At 35.5% G+C, this 20,479-nt stretch carries 23 protein-coding genes; 11 read left to right on the top strand and 12 right to left on the bottom strand.

What is annotated here, in order from left to right; genetic code table 11:
• Nucleotides 1-3: 3 nt before the first annotated feature.
• Both guaA and cbiD read right to left on the bottom strand, forming a co-directional pair.
• Complete coding sequence (gene guaA / locus O5637_RS07655; protein ID WP_269606952.1) at nt 4-1,590, bottom strand: glutamine-hydrolyzing GMP synthase; 1,587 nt, start codon at nt 1,588-1,590, stop codon at nt 4-6.
• Nucleotides 1,591-1,659: 69 nt separating this feature from the next.
• On the bottom strand, nt 1,660-2,802 hold the full coding sequence (cbiD, locus tag O5637_RS07650) for a cobalt-precorrin-5B (C(1))-methyltransferase CbiD (RefSeq protein ID WP_269603929.1): 1,143 nt from the start codon (nt 2,800-2,802) through the stop codon (nt 1,660-1,662).
• A gap of 79 nt (nt 2,803-2,881) precedes the next feature.
• On the opposite strand from cbiD, the gene O5637_RS07645 reads away from it, so the two are divergent.
• Nucleotides 2,882-4,036 carry a pyridoxal-phosphate-dependent aminotransferase family protein gene (locus O5637_RS07645; RefSeq protein ID WP_269603927.1) on the top strand — a complete coding sequence of 385 codons (1,155 nt, stop codon included), beginning with the start codon at nt 2,882-2,884 and terminating at the stop codon, nt 4,034-4,036.
• Nucleotides 4,037-4,059: 23 nt separating this feature from the next.
• Here the strand turns inward: O5637_RS07645 and O5637_RS07640 are convergent, their stop codons facing one another.
• Entirely contained in the window at nt 4,060-4,248 is a 189-nt protein-coding gene (locus O5637_RS07640) for a hypothetical protein (RefSeq protein ID WP_269603925.1), read from the bottom strand.
• A 242-nt stretch (nt 4,249-4,490) separates the two neighbouring features.
• Between O5637_RS07640 and O5637_RS07635 the strand changes: the two genes are divergently transcribed.
• The 4 genes from O5637_RS07635 to pdxA all read left to right on the top strand — a co-directional run bounded on the left by O5637_RS07635 (nt 4,491) and on the right by pdxA (nt 7,780).
• Nucleotides 4,491-4,913 carry a DUF6554 family protein gene (locus O5637_RS07635; RefSeq protein ID WP_269603923.1) on the top strand — a complete coding sequence of 141 codons (423 nt, stop codon included), beginning with the start codon at nt 4,491-4,493 and terminating at the stop codon, nt 4,911-4,913.
• 146 nt (nt 4,914-5,059) lie between these two features.
• Nucleotides 5,060-5,470, top strand: a complete 411-nt coding sequence (locus O5637_RS07630) for an HNH endonuclease (RefSeq protein WP_269603921.1) — start codon at nt 5,060-5,062, stop codon at nt 5,468-5,470.
• Nucleotides 5,471-5,731: 261 nt separating this feature from the next.
• The gene (locus O5637_RS07625) at nt 5,732-6,628 is read left to right on the top strand and encodes an SDR family NAD(P)-dependent oxidoreductase (protein ID WP_269603919.1); all 897 of its coding nucleotides are present in this window, start codon (nt 5,732-5,734) and stop codon (nt 6,626-6,628) included.
• A 126-nt stretch (nt 6,629-6,754) separates the two neighbouring features.
• On the top strand, nt 6,755-7,780 hold the full coding sequence (gene pdxA, locus O5637_RS07620) for a 4-hydroxythreonine-4-phosphate dehydrogenase PdxA (RefSeq protein ID WP_269603917.1): 1,026 nt from the start codon (nt 6,755-6,757) through the stop codon (nt 7,778-7,780).
• 9 nt (nt 7,781-7,789) lie between these two features.
• On the opposite strand, the gene accB is transcribed toward pdxA, so the two are convergent.
• Entirely contained in the window at nt 7,790-8,299 is a 510-nt protein-coding gene (accB, locus tag O5637_RS07615) for an acetyl-CoA carboxylase biotin carboxyl carrier protein (RefSeq protein ID WP_269603915.1), read from the bottom strand.
• Complete coding sequence (gene efp, locus O5637_RS07610) at nt 8,296-8,859, bottom strand: elongation factor P (protein ID WP_269603913.1); 564 nt, start codon at nt 8,857-8,859, stop codon at nt 8,296-8,298. The genes accB and efp overlap by 4 nt, the downstream gene beginning before the upstream one ends.
• 63 nt (nt 8,860-8,922) lie before the next feature.
• Between efp and O5637_RS07605 the strand changes: the two genes are divergently transcribed.
• Nucleotides 8,923-9,999, top strand: a complete 1,077-nt coding sequence (locus O5637_RS07605; protein ID WP_269603911.1) for a peptidylprolyl isomerase — start codon at nt 8,923-8,925, stop codon at nt 9,997-9,999.
• A 12-nt stretch (nt 10,000-10,011) separates the two neighbouring features.
• Nucleotides 10,012-10,995, top strand: coding sequence for a thiamine-phosphate kinase (gene thiL, locus O5637_RS07600; RefSeq protein ID WP_269603909.1), 984 nt, complete (start codon nt 10,012-10,014; stop codon nt 10,993-10,995).
• Nucleotides 10,996-11,010: 15 nt separating this feature from the next.
• On the opposite strand, the gene gap is transcribed toward thiL, so the two are convergent.
• Complete coding sequence (gap, locus tag O5637_RS07595; protein WP_269603907.1) at nt 11,011-12,033, bottom strand: type I glyceraldehyde-3-phosphate dehydrogenase; 1,023 nt, start codon at nt 12,031-12,033, stop codon at nt 11,011-11,013.
• 149 nt (nt 12,034-12,182) lie between these two features.
• On the opposite strand from gap, the gene murC reads away from it, so the two are divergent.
• Genes murC through O5637_RS07580 form a run of 3 tightly spaced genes read left to right on the top strand, consistent with a single transcriptional unit; the run spans nt 12,183 to nt 14,932 of the window.
• Nucleotides 12,183-13,667, top strand: a complete 1,485-nt coding sequence (gene murC, locus O5637_RS07590; protein WP_269603905.1) for a UDP-N-acetylmuramate--L-alanine ligase — start codon at nt 12,183-12,185, stop codon at nt 13,665-13,667.
• A 4-nt stretch (nt 13,668-13,671) separates the two neighbouring features.
• Complete coding sequence (gene murB / locus O5637_RS07585; protein ID WP_269603903.1) at nt 13,672-14,547, top strand: UDP-N-acetylmuramate dehydrogenase; 876 nt, start codon at nt 13,672-13,674, stop codon at nt 14,545-14,547.
• Between the two features lie 37 nt (nt 14,548-14,584).
• Nucleotides 14,585-14,932, top strand: coding sequence for a YbaB/EbfC family nucleoid-associated protein (locus tag O5637_RS07580; RefSeq protein ID WP_269603901.1), 348 nt, complete (start codon nt 14,585-14,587; stop codon nt 14,930-14,932).
• Here O5637_RS07580 and rsgA read toward each other — a convergent pair.
• From rsgA to msrB, 5 genes are all read right to left on the bottom strand, one after another.
• Nucleotides 14,901-15,830, bottom strand: coding sequence for a ribosome small subunit-dependent GTPase A (rsgA, locus tag O5637_RS07575; protein WP_269603899.1), 930 nt, complete (start codon nt 15,828-15,830; stop codon nt 14,901-14,903). The two genes, O5637_RS07580 and rsgA, sit on opposite strands and share 32 nt — an antisense overlap.
• The gene (locus O5637_RS07570) at nt 15,823-16,062 is read right to left on the bottom strand and encodes a sulfurtransferase TusA family protein (RefSeq protein WP_269603897.1); all 240 of its coding nucleotides are present in this window, start codon (nt 16,060-16,062) and stop codon (nt 15,823-15,825) included. The genes rsgA and O5637_RS07570 overlap by 8 nt, the downstream gene beginning before the upstream one ends.
• On the bottom strand, nt 16,062-17,195 hold the full coding sequence (gene dnaJ, locus O5637_RS07565; RefSeq protein WP_269603895.1) for a molecular chaperone DnaJ: 1,134 nt from the start codon (nt 17,193-17,195) through the stop codon (nt 16,062-16,064). The genes O5637_RS07570 and dnaJ overlap by 1 nt, the downstream gene beginning before the upstream one ends.
• A gap of 44 nt (nt 17,196-17,239) precedes the next feature.
• Nucleotides 17,240-18,019, bottom strand: a complete 780-nt coding sequence (gene grpE, locus O5637_RS07560) for a nucleotide exchange factor GrpE (protein ID WP_269603893.1) — start codon at nt 18,017-18,019, stop codon at nt 17,240-17,242.
• Nucleotides 18,020-18,111: 92 nt separating this feature from the next.
• Nucleotides 18,112-18,579 (bottom strand): peptide-methionine (R)-S-oxide reductase MsrB, encoded by a 468-nt coding sequence (gene msrB, locus O5637_RS07555; protein ID WP_269606951.1) that lies wholly within the window; start codon nt 18,577-18,579, stop codon nt 18,112-18,114.
• Nucleotides 18,580-18,668: 89 nt separating this feature from the next.
• Between msrB and dusA the strand changes: the two genes are divergently transcribed.
• Complete coding sequence (gene dusA / locus O5637_RS07550; protein WP_269603891.1) at nt 18,669-19,676, top strand: tRNA dihydrouridine(20/20a) synthase DusA; 1,008 nt, start codon at nt 18,669-18,671, stop codon at nt 19,674-19,676.
• A gap of 18 nt (nt 19,677-19,694) precedes the next feature.
• Here the strand turns inward: dusA and O5637_RS07545 are convergent, their stop codons facing one another.
• Nucleotides 19,695-20,432 (bottom strand): RNA recognition motif domain-containing protein, encoded by a 738-nt coding sequence (locus tag O5637_RS07545; protein WP_269603890.1) that lies wholly within the window; start codon nt 20,430-20,432, stop codon nt 19,695-19,697.
• Nucleotides 20,433-20,479: the final 47 nt, after the last annotated feature.

The following is a 20,479-nucleotide window of genomic DNA, read 5'->3' as shown; positions in this document are numbered from 1 at the left end:
GAGTTATTCCCACTCAATAGTTCCTGGGGGTTTACTTGTTATATCTACAACAACTCTATTAACTCCCTTAACTTCGTTAACTATCCGATTAGAAATTTTTTCAAGAACTTCATACGGTAAACGAGACCAATCTGCGGTCATTCCATCTTCACTTGAAACACAACGAACAACTATTGGCCATGCATAGGTTCTTTGATCTCCCATTACTCCAACTGAATAAACAGGCAACAAAACTGCAAAAGCCTGCCAAATCTCGTTATACAAACCAGCATTATTCACCTCCTCTCGCACAATTAAATCTGCATCCCTTAAACAATTTAATTTTTCATGAGTAACCTCTCCTAAAATTCTTATAGCCAATCCTGGACCTGGAAATGGGTGTCTTCTAACAATCTCATCAGGTAATCCCAATGATTTACCAACTTTTCTAACTTCATCTTTAAATAAACGTCTCAAGGGCTCTACTAATTTAAATTGTAAATCTTTTGGTAAGCCTCCGACATTATGATGACTTTTTATTTTAACCGCTATTCGTTCACCAGTTTTTGGATCAATATTTGTTCCAGAGCTTTCTATTACATCTGGATAAAGCGTACCTTGAGCCAAATAATCAAAGGGGCCCAATCTAAGACTCTCCTCTTCAAAAACTCTAATAAATTCTTTACCTATAATTTTACGCTTTTGCTCAGGATCAGTTACTCCTTTTAATTTTGAAATGAATCTTTCTCTAGCATTAATATATTCAACCTTAATTTTGAACTTTTCATCGAAAAAAGACATTAAGAATTCTGGCTCCCCTTTTCTCATAAAACCTTGATCAATAAACATACACGTCAACTGAGGTCCTATTGCTTTGTTTAATAAAAATGCAAGAGTTGATGAATCAACACCACCCGAAAGAGCTAATAAAACTTTTTTATCGCCTACCTGTTGTTGTACTTGAGAAACAGCTTCATCTATGAATAAATTTGTTGTCCAATCTGGCTCACATGCACATATATTATGTACGAAATTCCTTATTAAAAGCATTCCCTGAGTAGAATGAACCACTTCAGGATGAAACTGCACTCCATAAAAGCTCTTTTCGTGCAAAGCAATAGCTGCTTTTGGAGTATTGGAAGTATGAGCTAATCTGACAAATCCCTCAGGCAATTCCTGAACTGAATCCCCGTGGCTCATCCACATTGTTGATCCACTCAAGACATTAGTTAATAAAGCTGTTGAATCATCAATTTCTAAAGGAGCCTTTCCATATTCTGCTTTCCCAGTAGCAGGTTTTACTGATCCTCCTAGCTGATGAACCATTAATTGCATTCCATAACAAACACCAAGTACAGGAACACCTAATTGAAAGATCTCTGGATCACAATAAGGTGCACCTGCTTCATAAACAGATCCAGGGCCGCCACTTAAAATGATCCCTTTAGGCATAAGAGAACGCAATTGATCTGCAGATGTTGTGTAACTCATAACTAATGAGTAAACCTCTGTCTCTCTAATTCTTCGAGCAATTAGTTCTGAGTATTGAGAACCAAAATCGAGAATTACGATTGCTGGATTACGTTTTTCCTCTGAAATCATTGAAGCCATATCAACCTGATGCATCCTTAGAAATCATTCTTATCAAATAGACTAATTAAGAGCATAGGAATGTGCCTATCACTTAAGCATTAACCCCAAAGAATTTATTTGTTTAACTCCATCAAAACCAGCCCAACGAATTTTCCTTTTACGATCAAACAACACAGATCCTACCTCCATCGATGAAGACAAATATCGATTAACATAGTTCCGGCTTTTAATTTCAATTTCTTTGGCCATTCTGCCCCAAATCAAATTCACCACTTCTGGGTTGCGAGCTTCAAGTGCTAATAAAGCATTTTCTACCGACGTTGATTTACTTATTAACTGAATCAAATCAAAAGATATACCTTCTCTAACTGCAAGTGAAGTTAAAATTTCAAGTCTTCCATCAGCGAGATGATGATGGGTATGAAAAATGCCTCCAGAGAGTTTTACCAACTTTCCATGATAACCAAATAATAAAAGTTTCTTAACACCATTTTCTGCAGCAGCCACAAGAAGAGGGCCTAACCAATTACCCGTTTTAATAATTCGATTTTCTGGAAGTCCAAACTTCAGTGCTAAATCCATTCCATTTTCACCAATCACAAAAGTAAGACATCCATCAAATTTTGATTTAGAGCAAATGTTCTGCAAAATCTCTTTGCATTTTCTCAACTGATGAGGAGAAGCACTAACTTGCACCTCAGCCTGTGTCCCAATCAGAGATAATCCATCAACAACTCCAAATGATTCGTTACTCGTCCTTAAAGCACGATCTTTACCTTCAGGTAAAACAATCTCAACTTTAATTGAACTGCCTTTGGGTACGAGGGGATAAAGGTTTATACACAGCAAATCACGCGCAAACTTAGAGATACATGGCTGACCAGATATTTCATATTTACCTACGCCATAACCGGCATGGAAATCAAGCCAATTAGGAAAATCATTTTCAACTATTTTTTCGGATTGAAAACTTAATTTACTGAATTGAATATAAGCCCATATTTCTACTCCTCTGGTTATGTCAAGAGGCAATCCAGACTGACAATGACTTACTCCTAAAGATCTCTCTCCATTATCGAGTAATGCAGAAGAACAAACAGGTACACTAATTGATTCTTTTTCATTAGGCAGGTCAATTATCTCAGTATCTTTAAATTTGTTTCCAATAAGTATGTTCGTTGCAGACTTTGCAGCTGCAACAACCCAAACTGGAAGAGTAAATTCATTCAAATCATTGGAAGAGCTGACGATAGCAGAAATTCCCTAAATAATTTTTTAAAATAATAATAATCCAGATTTAAATAATTAAATGCAAGACAAACTCAATCTAATGATTCCTGGACCAACACCGGTACCAGAAAATGTTTTGAGTTCTATGAGTAAACATCCCATCGGTCATAGAAGTAGCGATTTTCAAGAAATTGTTCAAAAAACTACTGAACAACTCAAATGGCTTCACCAAACAACTGCTGATGTCCTGACAATTACAGGAAGTGGGACAGCCGCAATGGAAGCAGGAATAATCAATACATTAAGCAAAGGTGATCGAGTTATATGTGGCAATAATGGAAAATTTGGTGAAAGGTGGGTAAAGGTAGCAAAAGCTTATGGCCTAGACGTGAAAACCGTAGAAGCTGATTGGGGACAGCCTCTTGATCCCAATCAATTCAAGAGGATTCTTGAAGAAGACACTAGTGAAACAATTAAAGCTGTAATTTTAACTCACTCAGAAACTTCAACCGGAGTGATTAATGATCTTAAAACAATAAATAACGAAGTAAAAAGTAATAGTAAAGCTATTACAATAGCTGATTGCGTTACAAGTCTTGGTGCATCTAATATTCCAATGGATGAGTGGGGAATAGATGTAATAGCTTCAGGCTCACAAAAAGGCTATATGATTCCACCGGGTCTCAGTTTTGTTGCTATGAGCAAAAGAGCCTGGGAGTTTAATAATCAATCCAATTTACCAAAATTTTACTTAGATTTAAAACAATATTTAAAGACAGTAAATAAAAATAGTAATCCATTCACACCTGCAATAAATTTATATTTTGCCTTAGAAGCCTCATTAAAAATGATGCAAAAAGAAGGGTTAAGTAATATATTCACACGTCACTCTCGTCATCAAAAAGCAATACAAGAAGGAGTAAAAGCAATGGGTTTAAACTTATTTACAAAAGAAGGTTTTGGAAGTCCAGCAATAACAGCTGTTCAACCAAAAAATATAGATGCAGAAAACATCAGAAAAGCAATAAAGAATGACTTCGACATACTCCTTGCTGGAGGTCAAGACCACCTAAAAGGTAAAATCTTTAGAATTGGTCATTTGGGATTTGTAAATGATAGAGATATTGTTAGCGTCATATCAGCGTTAGAAAGCACTCTAGATAAAATGGGCAAGCTAGAAGTTCCAATTGGCGAAGGAATTGCAAAAACAATTTCAGTCCTAAATAACGAATAATATTATAAAAATAAATGAAATAACTATCTAGTTTTAATTAGATGAAGCACTTGAGGTCCAACCCCACAAGCCATTCTCTCTTTATCAAGTGCTTTTAAAATCAAACCAGCACATGATTGCAAATCTCCTTGGTCAGCATGCACTGATGCATCCTTAAAAAAATAACCAGCCTCTTTTAAAAATGCTTCTTTTTTTACTTGTACTGCATTCATTATTCAGTATTTAAGTACAAAAAATTTTCCAAATCACTATATCAAAGAATAGATAATTTATTCATCTTAAAAAAATAAGTGAGATCAAAGTTGAAAAAATTTAATTAGCGAGTATTTAAATGCGATCTTTTTCAAATCAAGATCATAAAAGTTAGGTAATAAAATGGAAACGCTAATACAAGCTAAAGCTAGACAGAAGAAAGAAAAATAGATAATTTAAGATTGATAATTCTCTTAAAATCATGCCAATTGGGATAAAGCGAAACTTCTTACCAATTTCAATAATTTGTTTAGTCTGCAGCTCAACTTTAGGCTTAAAAATTAATGCAGCTGTGACAAACGGAGCAGATATATATTGCTTTATGAGAAATGGGGGCAACTCTCATGAACCCAGTTGGGAAGCAGCCTATCAATTTATAAAAAATAAAAAACAAGGTTTATTTAAAACATCTCCGAAACAAGCTGCTTCTTTCATTGTTGAAGAAGTGGTTCAAGATCCTACTAAATATGAAGATTGCATCAATTATTTAGGTGATCTATATACGGGTGACTCAAGCTCAATAGGATCTAGTAGTGATAAAGAATTGGAAAATGAAGTAAATACATTAAACGAGAATACAGAAAAAAGTCCTAAAGGCAAATACATTGATCGTTATGATTATTGATTAAATAAAATTTATGTAAATACAAGCAGTTGCGAGCTTTTTCTAAGTCAATTTAAAAAATAATCTTATAAAATCTAAAAATGCAATTTTCGATACATTGACTTATGGTCCTATCAAGGCAGAATTCATTTAATTAATTAATACGTATGCACAATAGGGACGCGGTTTTCTTAGAGGATCTCTGCCCAAAGCTACGTGACCGAAGATGGCGCAGATCATTACATGAATACACCGGTAAAAGCTGTATATATTGTGGGAAAAGCTCAGAATCAATTGATCATGTCTTACCACGAAGCAAAGGTGGATTAAGCATCACTGAAAATTGTGTGCCTGCCTGCCTCTCATGCAATGGAAGAAAAACAGACAATGATGCTTTTGAATGGTATAGAAAACAACGTTTTTACGACCCAAGACGTTCTATGGCTATTAAAGCCTGGACGGAAGGAGACATTCGTTTAGCTCTAAGACTTCTAAAATGGGCTCAACCTAAAAATAGCGAAAGTTGTAAGAGCTCAAAATCTCAATTGAATGAAGATTATTCTTGGCAAGCAGCTTAAAATACTACCAAACTTGACAAGCAACAGAAGAATTATATTTTTCACATATGGAAGCTAAATTAGAAGGCTTTTCGGGCACAATACTGATACACAGAAGAAAGATAATTGAAGCAAAAAAAGGTTTTATTAAGTTTTGATTTTTCTTTTGGAGAGGTAATCTTTTATGGTTAGTAAATTTACTAACACTATTAATGGAATTCAGGCTAGGCTTTAAATAAGAAGCAATCATGGCTAAATAATCAACATAATACATTTGTACTAATGATTGAAGATATTGTCAAGCGATTAGATCCTCTACCGCCAAAATCAAAATTCATCATTTTTGGCGGGGGATTTAGTGGGCAAAGAATAGCAAGTGTAGGAAGAAGTTTAGGAACAAAAGTTTTGTGCAGCAGAAGAAAAGAAAATAGCAAAGGAGCTGATTTCATATTTAACACCGATAAAGAAATCTCTAATGAAATTTTCGACGGGACAACTCATGTTTTAAGTTGTATACCTCCTTTATCAAACGGAGAAGACCCAGTACTAAATAAACTCAAAGCTAAATTACTGAATTCAAAAAAATTAAAGTGGGTGGGTTACTTATCTACTACTGGTGTCTATGGAGATACAAAAGGAGATTGGGTAAATGAAAATACATCTCCAAACCCTAAACAAGAAAGAAGTATTCGCAGATTTTCCTGCGAAAAAAAATGGTTAGAAACAAAGCTTCCTGTCCAAATAATTAGATTGCCAGGTATTTATGGACCTGGCAGATCTGCATTTGAAAGCCTGCTGAAAGGAACAACAAAAATGGTCGATAAGCCTGGTCAAGTGTTTTCAAGAGTGCATGTCGATGATATTGCTGGGGCTGTCTTATTTTTAATTAATCTCTATGCAGCAGGAAAGAATCCCTCTGTAGTAAACGTAGCTGATAACTTACCAACAAATAATCTTGAAGTTATTGCATTCGCAGCAAAAATAGCTAAAAAATCTATACCATCAAAGGTACCTTTTGAAATTGCAAAAGAAACAATGAGCCCAATGGCGCTATCTTTTTGGGAAGAAAATCGAAAAGTTGATAACAAGTTATTATGCAAAATACTTGGTTATCCTCTAATTTATCCTAGTTTTAAATCTGGATTAAAAAATTGTTTCTCACAATTAAAAATGAATTAATATTCTTTATTTTTAATATTATCTTTATTCACTATTTTTTACAAAACTTCCTCAAATTTATTAGTTTAAACCTTACTAAAAGCTTTTCTTAAGCTAAAAAATTTCAATCAAAAAAACTTATTGCAAATGAAAGATTTTAAAAAATTAACAAAAAATAAAAACAAACTTATTATTTCATTAGGAGATCCTGCAGGAATAGGAACTGAAATAACATTAAAAGCTCTTGGATCTAAGAACTTAAATAAAAATATAGAGCCTTTACTTGTAGGTTGCAAAAATAATATTTTTAAAACTTGTTCAAAGTTAATTAAACATGGATTCAATAATATCCCTGATCCACATAAGCTTGATATTATTGATATTCCATTAACAAAGAAAGTTATTCCAGGAATAGTCGATGCATATTCTGGGTCAGCTAGCTTTCAATGGCTTTGTAATGCAACTAATATACTTTTAGAAGGGAAAGCTAATGCTCTAGTTACAGCTCCTATTTCAAAAATTGCCTGGTATAAAGCTGGTCATGACTTTGCAGGGCAAACTGAATTATTAGGTAAGTTAACTAATAAAAGAACTTCTATGCTTTTTACAGCAAGATCACCAAACAATGGGTGGAGATTTAATACTTTATTGGCTACAACACATATACCTCTTAACAAAATCAATGATAGTTTAACAAAAGAATTAATTAGATTTAAGTTAGATGCCTTATTGCATTTCTGTCTTAAGTTCAAAGAAAAACCATTAATACATATAGCGGGCTTAAATCCACATGCTGGAGAAGACGGAAAAATTGGAACCGAAGAAAAAAACTTAATTATTCCTACTATAAATGAATGGAAATTAGATAATCCAGCTATCAAAATTAGTGGGCCTATCCCTCCAGATAGCTGCTGGATTTCATCAGCAAAAGCATGGCATGACACCTCCTTTGAAAATAATGCACCTGACGGAATACTCGCTTTCTATCACGATCAAGCTCTTATACCGGTCAAGCTGATCGCCTTTGATGAGGCTGTTAACACAACGCTTGGGCTTCCTTTTGTAAGAACATCACCTGATCACGGAACTGCACTTGATATCGCAGGTAAGTTCAAGGCAAGAGAAAAAAGTATGCTTGCTGCAATAAATAACGCTTGGCTTCTTTCTCAATAAGTAAAACTTTTAGACAGGTTTTAATCTCATTAAAACTTGACCAAACTCCACTGGAGTTCCATTCTCAACAAGAATTTCAATTACTTCACCACTTACTTCTGACTCTAATTCATTCATTAATTTCATTGCCTCAAGAATACAAACTGCTTGACCCACACTGATTCTCGATCCAATATCCACGAAAGGGGGCTCTTCTGGGCCTGGTGCGCGATAGAAGGTACCAACCATAGGAGCAGTTACTTCGACCAAATCAGAGCGTGACCCTGGCACTGAAGGAGGAGGTGTGCTTGGTGCTGGAGAAGCCTCTATTTTACGTTGAGATGGTGGATCAATCTCTTCTGAAATAATCTCTTCTGAAATAATTTTCTTTTGAGAAGCAATTGAATCCGAGGAAGTCCCTAGATTACGTTTAACTTCCAAGGAAAAGTCCTCTCCCTCAAGTCGAAACTCTTGAATATCGCTCTCAGCTAAAGTTGCCAACAAGCGATGAAGCTCTTCATGATCAAGATTCATAGTCATTGTGTTTCTCGGCCTAGATAACTGTCATTTCGAGTATCTACTCGGATTTTCTCACCAATTGAAATAAATAATGGGACCATTACTTGAGCTCCTGTTTCCAAGATTGCAGGCTTTGTCCCTCCCGAAGCTGTGTCACCTTTGACGCCAGGATCAGTTTCTTTTATTTCTAAAACAACTGAGTTGGGCAATTCAACTTCAAGAGGTTTTTCATTCCAAGACAATACATTAACCTCCATACCTTCCTTTAGATATTTCCTACTTTCACCAATTTGTTTAGCTGTTAGGCGTGTTTCTTCATAAGAAGTCATATCCATAAATACAAAATCATCTCCTTCCATGTATGTATGTTGCAACTTTGATTTCTCCAAAAGAGCTTGTGGAACCATTTCCCCAGCTCTAAAAGTCTTTTCGACAACACTACCGCTCACTACCGCCTTTAATTTAGTCCTGACAAATGCAGAACCCTTGCCAGGCTTGACATGTAGAAATTCAATAACACGCCAAACTGCACCGTCTAACTCGATCGTAGTGCCAGTGCGAAAGTCGTTACTTGAAATCATTCACACAAAAGATACCAATCGATCATAAGTCTGTGCCAAAGTCATGCAAAACATAGATTCAATATGGCAAAAAAGATTTGCATTCTTGCCCTGCTAACAATCCTATTTTCGTTGAGCTCTCCATGGATTGACCCTGCTGTTGCAAGCCTTCCAAATGGTAATCGACTAAAAGATCCATATGCAATATTAAGAAATTCTTTACCGATTGAGCAAAAAGAATTACGTGAATTACAAAACAAACTTGAAGATACTAGCGACGATCTTCGAGGAAGTAGATGGTCAGCTGTTAGCAAAGCCACCTCAAGAAGTCAATTCTTAGCAAGCAATAGAAAAAATCAAATTCTTGACTCCATACCAGAGGAAAATAAAGAAAAAGCAGTTAATCTTCTTTATGATTTAAATGAAGAACTTGATGAATTAAGACAAATAGCAAACGAAAAAAATAAAGTATCATTTCTTGACATCAGACGTAAAAGTTTAAAAACAATTGATGATCTAGAGTCTCTTTTAATCACTAATGATTTTCCATATAAAATACCCAGTGAATATGACAATTTACCAAGACTTTTAGGTAGAGCAAATGTAGAAATAAAAACATCCCAAGGAAATATGAGCGCAATTATTGATGGTTATAATGCTCCTCTAACGGCTGGTGCATTTATCGATCTTTCATTAAAAGGTTTTTACGATGGTTTACCAATTAATAGAGCTGAAGAATTTTTTATTCTTCAAACTGGGGATCCTAAAGGAGAAGCAAATGGATATGTAGACACTGAGAATAATGAGTTGAGAAAAGTTCCATTAGAAATAAGAACTCCTAATTTAGAAGATACGCTTTATGGAGAAACCTTTGAGGAAGTTGGTCTTTACACAGAAACACCAACCCTTCCTTTTGCAACTCTAGGAACACTTGGCTGGGCTCACTCTGAAGAAGATTTAAATGATGGTTCATCTCAATTTTTCTTCTTCTTATATGAAGCTGAATTAAATCCAGCTGGACGTAATCTTATTGATGGAAGAAACGCAGCTTTTGGATATGTAATAGAAGGTTCTGAAATATTAAATAAACTTGGAGTAGATGATAAAATTATCTCAATTAAAGTATTAAATGGTTCAGAAAATCTTAAACTTCAAGCTTAAATTTCAAATAAAGTGACAACTACAATTAAAGATTTAGGTGAAATAGAATTACTGAATCGTTTAAAAAAATTTATGCGATATGGACAGATAGATGATGATCTGGCAGAAATAAATACAACCAATAAAACCTTATTGATTAATACTGATTTACTAGTAGAAAAAATTCATTTTTCTGAAAAAATATCTAATGCAAAAGATATAGGCTGGAAATGTATTACCACAAATATTTCTGATCTTATTTGCAGCGGCTCAGAAAATATAATTTCTTTTACTGTTGGACTTGTTTTACCACCAAACACACATTGGAAATGGGTAGAAAACCTATATGAAGGGATGTGGGAAGCGATGCAAGAATTTGGAGGAGAAATAATTGGTGGAGATTGCTCTTGTGGAGAAACAAAGATGATTTCAATTACAGCAATTGGAGAAATGAAACGACCCAGACTCCATAGAGGAAACGCTTTACCAGGAGATTATATTGTTAGCACTGGATTCCATGGATTAAGTAGATTAGGTTTAGCGCTATTAACATCCGAGCAACTACCAAGTGAAGTCCAAATAAGTCGTGAACTTACTAATAGAGCTATAAGCGCACATAAACGTCCCTATCCAGCCATAAAGGCACTGAAGGCATTAAGAAAGTGCAAGCCTGAATCAACAAGTTGGAGAGCCGCAGGAACTGATAGCAGTGATGGAATGCTTGAATCAATTAGAGGAATTTGCCAAAGCAGTAACTGCCAAGCAGTTTTGTCAAAAACTTCTATTCTTAAAGACCCTGAATGGCCAGAAGATTCAATTTTGGATAATTGGATCCTAAATGGTGGAGAGGACTATAAATTGATACTTACTCTTCCTAAAAAATGGGCAGAGGCTTTCTCAAAAGAATTTAAACCCGCAAACATTATTGGGTTTATAAAAGAAGGTAAACCCAATATTTTTTGGGATAGCTCAGAACCAATTAATCTTGAACAATCAAGTCTATTTCAACATTTTTAAGGATAAATTTAAAATTTATTTCCATTTTTGAGCAACAATTTCAGCCAAGTCAACAACCCTTTGGCTATAGCCCCACTCATTGTCATACCAGGCTAAAACTTTCACCATATTGTCATCTATACACATTGTTAAAGCTTCATCAACAATAGTTGATTCATTAGTTCCTGCATAATCAGTAGAGACTAGAGGCAGGTCACCATATTTGATGATTCCTTTCATTTCTCCCTGTGAAGCAGTTTTCAATAATGAATTCACCTCTTCAGCACTAGTTTTACGACTTGATTCAAAAACTAAATCAACTGCAGAAACATTAGGAGTAGGGACTCGCATCGCAATACCAGTTAATTTGCCTTTCATTGCTGGATAAACAAGAGCAACTGCTTTAGCCGCTCCAGTTGAAGTAGGGACCAAATTCATTGCAGCCGCTCTTGCACGACGTAAATCACGATGAGCATTATCTAAGATTCTTTGATCTCCCGTATAACTATGAATCGTGGTCATTAGACCTTTATTAATGCCTAACTGTTGATCTAAAACTTTTACTATTGGAGCTAAACAATTAGTGGTGCAACTTGCATTGCTGAGGATATCAAAATCTTCATGAGAATAAGTATCGGCATTAACGCCAACGACATAAGTACCTACACCATCACCCTTACCAGGTGCAGTGAGAATTACCTTCTTAGCTCCAACTTGTAAATGCTTACTAGCACCAACATCAGTATTAAATACACCTGTAGACTCAATTACTAAATCAATTCCCCACTCTTTCCAAGGGAGATTTAATGGATTTCTATCTGAATAACATTTTATAGTTTTGCCATTAATTTGAAATGTATCGTCTGTGTGTGAAATTTCGGCATCTTTTATAGCACCCAGAATAGAGTCATACTTAAGCAAATGGGCACAAGTTTTTGGGTCAGAAGTGACGTTAATACCGACCACCTCAATATTTGTATTTGTACCTCTACTGAGCCAACAACGCATAAAATTGCGTCCAATTCTTCCGAATCCATTAATCGCTACACGCAAAGTCATTTAAATAACGGTAAAACCGCACAAGCTACTGGCCGCTGATCATACAGAACGATGATCATTTTCTGTGCATTTTGAAAAATAATTGAAGTGTTAAGGACATAAAAAGTACAAAAACTGTCTAATTCTTTAAAAAATGTGCCTTTAGATGGATGAAGAGTTATGTTTCACTCGACACTGAAGCGAAATTGAAGAATACACAAGAGCAATCACCTCATATTCACTTTATTGGAATCGGAGGTATTGGCATGTCTGCTCTAGCAGTGATTCTAGCCAAAAAAGGATATTCAATATCTGGCTCTGACCAAAAAAAAAGCCTAACTCTAAAAGAATTAGCTGAAAATCAAATCCATATCTTTCCTACTCAAGCAGAATCAAATATTGACAAAATTTTTAAAGTTCATGGAAAAAATATATTAATTGTTAGAAGCTCAGCAATACATGAAGATAATTTAGAATTATGTAAAGCGAAAAAATATAATTTAAGAATCACTCATCGTTCTGAAATATTAGCCTTTTTAATTGAACAAAAGCAATCAATAATTGTCTCGGGATCTCATGGCAAAACAACAACAAGTACTTACATTACAACATTATTTTCTTATGCAAATAAGAATCCAACAGCTATCATAGGAGGAATTGTGCCTCTCTACAAAAGAAACCACAATTTTAGTGATGGTGAGTTTCTAATCGCAGAAGCAGACGAATCAGATGGATCATTAGTACAATTTAATCCAAATATTGGAGTAATAACTAATTTAGAGCTTGAACACGTTGATCATTATAAAAATCTAGAAGATCTAATCAAAACCATGCAACAGTTTGCTCAAAAATGTGAATACTTGATTACCAATTTTGACTGTGAGAATCTTAAAGATAATATACAAAATACTAAATGGTTTTCTATTCAAAAAATAAGTAATATAGATTTTGCATTAATTCCAAAAGAGTCTAATGGATGTGAAATTATTGCTGATTATTATGAACAAGAAAAATTTATTGACACCATAAAAATACCTATTCCTGGAATACATAATTTAAGCAATACTATCGCTGCTATCGCTGCGTGTAGATTATCTGGAATTCTTTTTAAAGATATAAAAAAAGGAATTGATAATTTACAGCTCCCTCTAAGAAGATTTGAATATAAAGGATTATGGAAAAAAAGATTAATAGTTGAAGATTATGCTCATCATCCCAGCGAAATTGATGCTGCAATATCAATTGCCTCATCGATAATTAAAACAAAACAAAACCTTTCAAAAATATCACCTAAGAGATTAGTTACGATATTTCAACCGCATCGCTATAGCAGAACTAATACATTTCAAAAAGAATTTGCAAAAAGTCTAAGTAAATCTGATTTAGTATTCATAACTCCTATTTACTCTGCTGGAGAAGCGGAAATCAAAGGAATAAATCATAAGACTATTGGATATGAATTGAAAAAATTAAAACCTAAATTAGAAATATATACTCCAGATAACAATAAAAATTTAATAAAGCTAATCAAAGAACATACTATTGAAAAGGACTTGATTTTAATTATGGGCGCAGGTGATATTAATATCATATGTGCAAATCTATTTTTAAAATTAATTAATAACAAATCGATAAGAAATAATTTGGCGGCTTAATTTAATGCATTCAATTCAATTAGAAAAAAATATTTCCTTATCAAATTTTACTACTTGGAGAATAGGTGGTCCTGCAGAATGGATTGCTCAACCGACAAATATTGAAGAAATTAAATATTTAGTTAATTGGTCAAATAAAGAAAAAATCCCCTGCAATATTATTGGTGCCGGATCAAATCTTTTAATCAATGACAAAGGAATTAAAGGTTTAATACTATGTATGCGTAATTTCAAGGGAATTCAAATTGATACAAGTAGTGGAATAATCGAAGTCCTTAGCGGTGAAATGCTTCCGACTTTAGCTAGAAAAGCTGCTGCAAGTGGACTTCAAGGACTCGAATGGGCTGTAGGAATACCAGGAACAATTGGAGGAGCAGTGGCCATGAATGCAGGAGCACAAGAACATTGCATATCTAGCTATCTCGAAAGTATTACAACACTATCTTTGACAGGTGAATACAAAATGATCAAAGGGAAAGATCTCAATTTTGGATACCGATACAGTCTTCTTCAGAATGAGAATTTAATTGTCTTATCTGCTCGACTCAAGCTGGTATCAGGTCATGCAGAAAAAATTAGACAGGTCACAAACCAAAACCTAAATCATCGATTAAAAACTCAACCTTATCAAGCCCAAACCTGCGGTAGTGTTTTTCGTAATCCTGAACCTTTGAAAGCTGCAAAATTAATTGAAGAGCTTGGTTTAAAAGGATTTCGTTTTGGCGGAGCTGAAATATCCAAAATACATTCAAATTTTATAATTAACGCAAACAAAGCATCCTCTTATGACGTTAGAGAGTTGATTAAATATATCCAAAAAAAAGTTTTTAATTCTTATGGAATCTTGTTAGAAACAGAAGTCAAACAATGTGGCTTTTAAAATTAACCCCTAAGATCAACAACAATAGGAAATTCTCATGGCTGGATTCGGACTACCAAATTTCGGACAACTCACTGAAGCTTTTAAAAAAGCACAACAAATTCAGCAGAATGCTCAAAAACTACAAGAAGAGCTTGAGGTTATGGAGATAGAGGGAACAAGTAATGACAATCGTGCAAAAATATGGATGTCAGGAAATCAAAAGCCTTTACGAGTAGAAATTGATCCATCACTTCTATCCGAAGAAAAAGCAATAATTGAAGACGCAATACTAGATGCTATGAAATCTGCCCACGAAGTTTCAACTTCGACGATGAAAGAGAGAATGGAAGATTTAACAGGTGGGTTCAAGCTTAACCTGCCTGGTATGGGAGAGGAGAATTAATCATTTCCTCAAGGTTCTCACGATAAAAAGGATATCTTTCAAAATCTTTATTAATTACACAACCAGGCTCATCTTTATGCAAGCAATTACGGAACTTGCATTGTGAATTAGTTAATTGCGTTCGAAACTCTGGGAACAAAGAAGCAAAAGAAGATGGCTTACATACTATTTCTGGACGATTAAAACCTGGTGTATCAGCAAGAAGCGAACCTTCTCCAATTGCAAAAAGTTCGACGTGTCTGGTCGTGTGTGTACCTCTCTTTAATTTTTTTGAAACAGATGAAGTAGCAAGGGAAACGGTTGGGATTAAGCTATTAATTAAACTTGTCTTTCCTACTCCAGAAGGACCAGCAAGTACAGTTAATTTTGTTTTTCTAAATCGTTCTATTAATGAATCAATACCTTTAGAATTCTTTATAGATACTGGTATACAATCATAACCCCAACATTTTAATTTATTTACGTATAAGTTCAAATCATTCTTTGTAATTAAATCTATTTTAGTTAAAACTATCAACGGTTTTATGTTTGAACATTCTGCTGTTAATAAAAAACGACTAGCTTGTGCTAGATCAAATAAAGGCTCATCAACTGATATACAAATAGAAACTAATGTAACATTTGCCACCGCTGGACGTTTTAAAAAACTTATTCGAGGCTCAACTTCACAAATTACAGCTCGTTTATTTTTATAATCTATCGACTCAACACAAACTATATCACCTACATCTATAAATAAACCTTGATAGTCTAACTTTCTTCTCCGTGTGCAAAGCAATCTAATTTTCTGAAAAAATTGATTCAATGACTCATTTGTATAATCAATCTCAACAATTAAAAAATTCGCCTTAAGTGCAACAACTATACCTTTTAAATTCTTAGATTTATTTTTATTCACTCGATATTATCAAAGTTACTTTTTTAGAATCTTTATTTATTATTTTTACTGTATAGCCCTTCTCTTGCAAGCCATCAATAAGGCTTGTTTCGGCTTCTCCTGCATCCAAATCTACTTTTAAAATATCTTTTAAGGATAAGCCTTCCAAAGCCAAACAACACTTAACAAAATTAATTGGGCAAGTCAAACCGCACAAATCTAAATAATGATCAGTTAATGTATTTTTCTTCACTATTTATTTCCAAACAACTGACTAAATAAGCCACTTTTATGGTAATGATGTTGAGGTCCGCGTGCAGAATAATGTCCTGCTAATTCTTCTAATAAATTTCTTTCAGAGTCTGATAATTTTGTAGGTAATTTGACCTTTACTGAGACTTGATGATTTCCTCTGGCAACAGGATTACCTAATTTCGGAACTCCTTTATTTTCTAAATTCAAAATAGAATTAGGTTGTGTACCTACTGGAATTTGTAATTTAGTAGGACCATCTACAGTATCTATTTCAATAGTATCTCCCAATATTGCCTGAAGATAGCTGATATTTACCTCAGATAAAATAGTCAATCCATCTCTCTTTAAATTAGAATGATTTTTAACTTTTAAGAAAACATACAAATCTCCAGAGGGACCACCCTTTAATCCAGCATTACCCTCTCCTGAAACTCTTAATCGTGTCCCGCTATCAACTCCAGCAGGAATATTAATTTTTAATTTTTTTCTTACTTGTTTAACACCTTTTCCCCCACACGAATTACAAGGATCCTTAATAGTTTGTCCAGTACCGCCACAAGTTGGACATTCAGCTACTTGAGTAAAACTTCCGAAAGGTGTACGCGTAGCTCTTCTCACTTGACCTGCCCCGCCACATGTAGGGCAAGTAACAGGACCAGTACCTTTCTTAGCACCACTCCCTCTACAAACATCACAAGTTTCTAAATGAGGAACCGTAATCTCTTTTTCTTGTCCAAAAATTGCTTTATCAAAATCAATTGTAAGGTCGTAACGTAAATCATCACCTTGCTGAGGTCCTCGCCTTTGAGGACGAGAACCTCCAGATGAATTAGAGCCACCAAAGCCATTAAAAAAAGTATCAAACAAATCTGCAAAACCGCCCATATCTCCCATGTCTGGCATTCCAGCTGCCCCGCCTAATCCGGCTTCTCCAAATTGATCGTAACGAGATCGCTTTTGAGAATCACTTAACACTTCATATGCCTTACCTATTTCTTTAAACTTGTCTTCTGCACCTGGTTCCTTATTGACGTCAGGATGATATTTCCGAGCTTGCTGTCTATAAGCTCTTTTTAAAGCGTCAGCATCAGCATCTCTGCTGACACCCAATAGTTCGTAAAAATCAGCCATTAGTCCATTTAAACAAATTCATCTCCGTTTCGTTCACTATTTCGTTAATTCTCATCTTTATTTGAACTATCTGAAGACTCACTTTGTTCTTGATTAGAAGTATTCTGATCAGAAATATCATCATTAGCAGCTTTTGGTCCTGGTCCCATAGAAACTTTGACCAAAGCATGCCTTAAAACACGACCATTTAAGTGATAACCCCGTTGTAATTCTTCAATCACAATATCCTCGGCCTTTTCATCACTAGGCTCTCTCATAACCGCTTCATGCAAAGAGGGATCAAAGGCTTGATCAACTACTCGCATTGGAGCGACGCCTAAATTCTTAAGAACTTCAACTAATTGCTTATAAAGTCCTTGGTAGCTTCGATGTAAGGCTTGAGCTTCTTCGCCCTCAGGATTTAATTGCTGTCTTGCTCTTTCAAAATTATCTACAACCGGAAGTATTTCACTAAGCGTTGTGCAAGTCAGTTGAATTTTTAGATCATCCTGATCACGCGTCTGACGCTTACGGAAATTATCAAAGTCAGCAGCTATTCTCATATATTGGCTGTTTAGAGTTTCATGCTCTTTTTCTAATTGCTGTAACCTTGCTTCAGTATCTGGTACTTTAATATTTGGCTCAGAGCTAGTTGATGATTGATCGTTGGCTTTATCTACAGAATCATCGATTGGTTGGGGCGCTACTTCGGGAGTATCAGAAATCTGAGCGTGATTGGATGATTCATCATTTTTATGAGAACTTACAGAGTTTTCATCGGAATCATTTTGTGATGAACCATCCTGAGATAATTCATGTTCTGAGGAGGGAACGTCTGAATTCATATAGTTAAATTGGCTATTAGTACATGTTGATAGCAAAGGGTTTTTTATACAAGCTACGGAAGCCCACACCTACTTAAATAGTAAAAAAACATTTACGCATCAGCTGCGAAAACAAGAGCGACACCATTATTGCAATACCTTTTACCAGTTGGCCTTGGTCCATCATTAAAAACATGCCCCTGATGCCCGCCACAACGCCGGCAATGATATTCAGTTCTAGGAACAATTAACTTAAAATCTGTTTTTGTCTCGATTGCATCAGGCAAATGATCGAAAAAACTTGGCCAGCCTGTTCCACTGTCAAACTTGGTTTTTGAGGAAAATAGTGCAAGCCCGCATCCTGCACAGCTAAAAATGCCTTTCCTTTTTTCATTATTCAAGGCACTTGAAAAAGGCCTCTCTGTTCCTTCCTTTCTTAAAACGTAAAAAGCATCTTTAGGTAAGCGATTTTCCCATTCTGCATCAGTTAAAGCTTTATAGTTATCCATAGTTTTTGATACAGCAAAAGTACTTTTTGGTTTGATAATAAAACCAAAAAGAGTATTCAAGAATCCAATCATTAAAAATCTACGGTTCAAAGGTGTTTTTCAATTGGATTAATATTAATAAAATTTATTCCTTAAAAGTCGAAAAAATTAATTGATAAAAAATGATTTCCAACTCTTTAAAAACAGATGAATTAGCTGATTACCGATTAAGTATTGCTCCAATGATGGATTGCACAGACAGACATTTTCGTGTCCTTATGCGCCAAATCACAAAAAGGTCAATGCTTTACACAGAAATGATTGTGGCCCAAGCACTTCATTACAGCCAAAACAGGAATAAATTATTAGATTTTGATGAGATTGAACATCCGATTTCCATACAACTCGGAGGAGATAATCCAAATCTTTTAGCTGAAGCAGCTCAAATGGCTGAAGATTGGGGATATGACGAAATTAATTTAAATATTGGCTGCCCTAGTCCAAAAGTAAAATCTGGCAACTTTGGAGCTTGTCTGATGGGAAAGCCAAAAATAGTGGCCAGTTGTATAGAGAAAATGAAAAAATCATGCAATATCCCAATAACAGTCAAACAGAGACTTGGTATTGATAATCTCGATAGCGATGATTACCTTTTGCAATTTGTTGATCATTGTTCAATTGCAGGAGCAGACAGATTTATAATTCACGCAAGAAAAGCCTGGTTAAATGGATTAAACCCAAAAGAAAATCGATCCATTCCACCCCTTCAATATGAAAGAGTTGAAAAATTAAAAAACAAAAGATCGGAATTAATTATCGAACTTAATGGTGGAATAAATACAATAAATGATTGTATTAGAGCTCTCAAAGTCTTTGATGGAGCAATGGTAGGAAGAGCGGCATACTCACATCCTTTTAGCTGGACAAAAATAGATTCAATGATTTACGGACAAAAAGAAGAATATCTTTCTAGATCAAAAATAATAAAAAAAATGATTCCTTTTGCTCAAAAGCACATAGAAAATAATGGACGTCTTTGGCAAATTTCTAGACACATTATAAATCTGATAGAAAATATTCCTAATGCAAAAATATTGAGAAAAGAATTAAGTGAAAAATGTCAAAAGCCGAAAGCTGACGTTTCAATTTTAAAAAAAATTGCCCAACAACTCGAAGATGCTGGGCAATAAAAATAAGAAGCAAAATCTTTAAGATTCTGCGCCGCCATAATCTGCAGTAGAGTCGTCTCCCCCTTCAGGCGAAGCACCTCTTCTTCTTCTACTACGACCTTGATCAAAGCCATTTGAATCTTGAGAAGCATTGCCATGACTACGGTCTTCCCAGCCTTTAGCTCCAGAAGGTCTATCTTGAGCTGATTGATCACCTTGACCGCCACCGCCGTAACCGCCTTGGCCACCACCGCCATAGCCGCCACCGCCATAGCCGCCTTGGCCACCACCGCCATAGCTGCCTTGGCCGCCACCGCCGTAACCGCCTTGGCCACCACCGCCATAGCCGCCTTGGCCGCCACCGCCGTAACCGCCTTGGCCACCACCGCCATAGCCGCCTTGGCCGCCACCGCCGTAACCGCCTTGGCCACCACCGCCGTAACCGCCTTGGCCACCACCGCCATAGCCGCCACCGCCGTAACCGCCTTGGCCGCCACCGCCATAGCCGCCACCGCCACCTCGTCTGGGAGCACTCCCTCTAGGTTCAGCTTTATTGATTCTTAATGGACGACCCATAAGCTCAGCACCTTGAAGAGATTCAATTGCTGAAGCTTCAACTGCTTCATCAGCCATCTCAACAAAAGCAAAACCTCTTTTGCGTCCTGTATCTCGTTCTAAAGGTAAAGAACAATTTGACACCTCCCCAAAGGGAGTAAACAATTCCATGACATCTTCCTGCTCAGCGCGGAAGGGCAAGTTGCCGACAAAAATACTCACTTGAAAATTGACTTAAAATGAAATGTAACTAATCGGCTATAAATAGC

This window comes from Prochlorococcus marinus str. MIT 0917 (genome assembly GCF_027359575.1).
GTDB lineage: Bacteria > Cyanobacteriota > Cyanobacteriia > PCC-6307 > Cyanobiaceae > Prochlorococcus_B > Prochlorococcus_B marinus_D.
Note: the sequence above shows the minus strand (reverse complement) of the source record. Positions and strands in the feature narration are given on the sequence as shown.

Excerpts from the sequence above, each read along its gene's own strand:
- guaA (WP_269606952.1), bottom strand. The coding sequence starts at position 1,590 with ATGGCTTCAATGATTTCAGAGGAAAAACGTAATCCAGCAATCGTAATT.
- O5637_RS07645 (WP_269603927.1), top strand. The coding sequence starts at position 2,882 with ATGCAAGACAAACTCAATCTAATGATTCCTGGACCAACACCGGTACCA.
- O5637_RS07640 (WP_269603925.1), bottom strand. The coding sequence starts at position 4,248 with ATGAATGCAGTACAAGTAAAAAAAGAAGCATTTTTAAAAGAGGCTGGT.
- O5637_RS07635 (WP_269603923.1), top strand. The coding sequence starts at position 4,491 with ATGCCAATTGGGATAAAGCGAAACTTCTTACCAATTTCAATAATTTGT.
- O5637_RS07630 (WP_269603921.1), top strand. The coding sequence starts at position 5,060 with ATGCACAATAGGGACGCGGTTTTCTTAGAGGATCTCTGCCCAAAGCTA.
- O5637_RS07625 (WP_269603919.1), top strand. The coding sequence starts at position 5,732 with ATGATTGAAGATATTGTCAAGCGATTAGATCCTCTACCGCCAAAATCA.
- pdxA (WP_269603917.1), top strand. The coding sequence starts at position 6,755 with ATGAAAGATTTTAAAAAATTAACAAAAAATAAAAACAAACTTATTATT.
- accB (WP_269603915.1), bottom strand. The coding sequence starts at position 8,299 with ATGACTATGAATCTTGATCATGAAGAGCTTCATCGCTTGTTGGCAACT.
- efp (WP_269603913.1), bottom strand. The coding sequence starts at position 8,859 with ATGATTTCAAGTAACGACTTTCGCACTGGCACTACGATCGAGTTAGAC.
- O5637_RS07605 (WP_269603911.1), top strand. The coding sequence starts at position 8,923 with ATGGCAAAAAAGATTTGCATTCTTGCCCTGCTAACAATCCTATTTTCG.
- gap (WP_269603907.1), bottom strand. The coding sequence starts at position 12,033 with ATGACTTTGCGTGTAGCGATTAATGGATTCGGAAGAATTGGACGCAAT.
- murC (WP_269603905.1), top strand. The coding sequence starts at position 12,183 with ATGAAGAGTTATGTTTCACTCGACACTGAAGCGAAATTGAAGAATACA.
- murB (WP_269603903.1), top strand. The coding sequence starts at position 13,672 with ATGCATTCAATTCAATTAGAAAAAAATATTTCCTTATCAAATTTTACT.
- O5637_RS07580 (WP_269603901.1), top strand. The coding sequence starts at position 14,585 with ATGGCTGGATTCGGACTACCAAATTTCGGACAACTCACTGAAGCTTTT.
- dnaJ (WP_269603895.1), bottom strand. The coding sequence starts at position 17,195 with ATGGCTGATTTTTACGAACTATTGGGTGTCAGCAGAGATGCTGATGCT.
- grpE (WP_269603893.1), bottom strand. The coding sequence starts at position 18,019 with ATGAATTCAGACGTTCCCTCCTCAGAACATGAATTATCTCAGGATGGT.
- msrB (WP_269606951.1), bottom strand. The coding sequence starts at position 18,579 with ATGATTGGATTCTTGAATACTCTTTTTGGTTTTATTATCAAACCAAAA.
- dusA (WP_269603891.1), top strand. The coding sequence starts at position 18,669 with ATGATTTCCAACTCTTTAAAAACAGATGAATTAGCTGATTACCGATTA.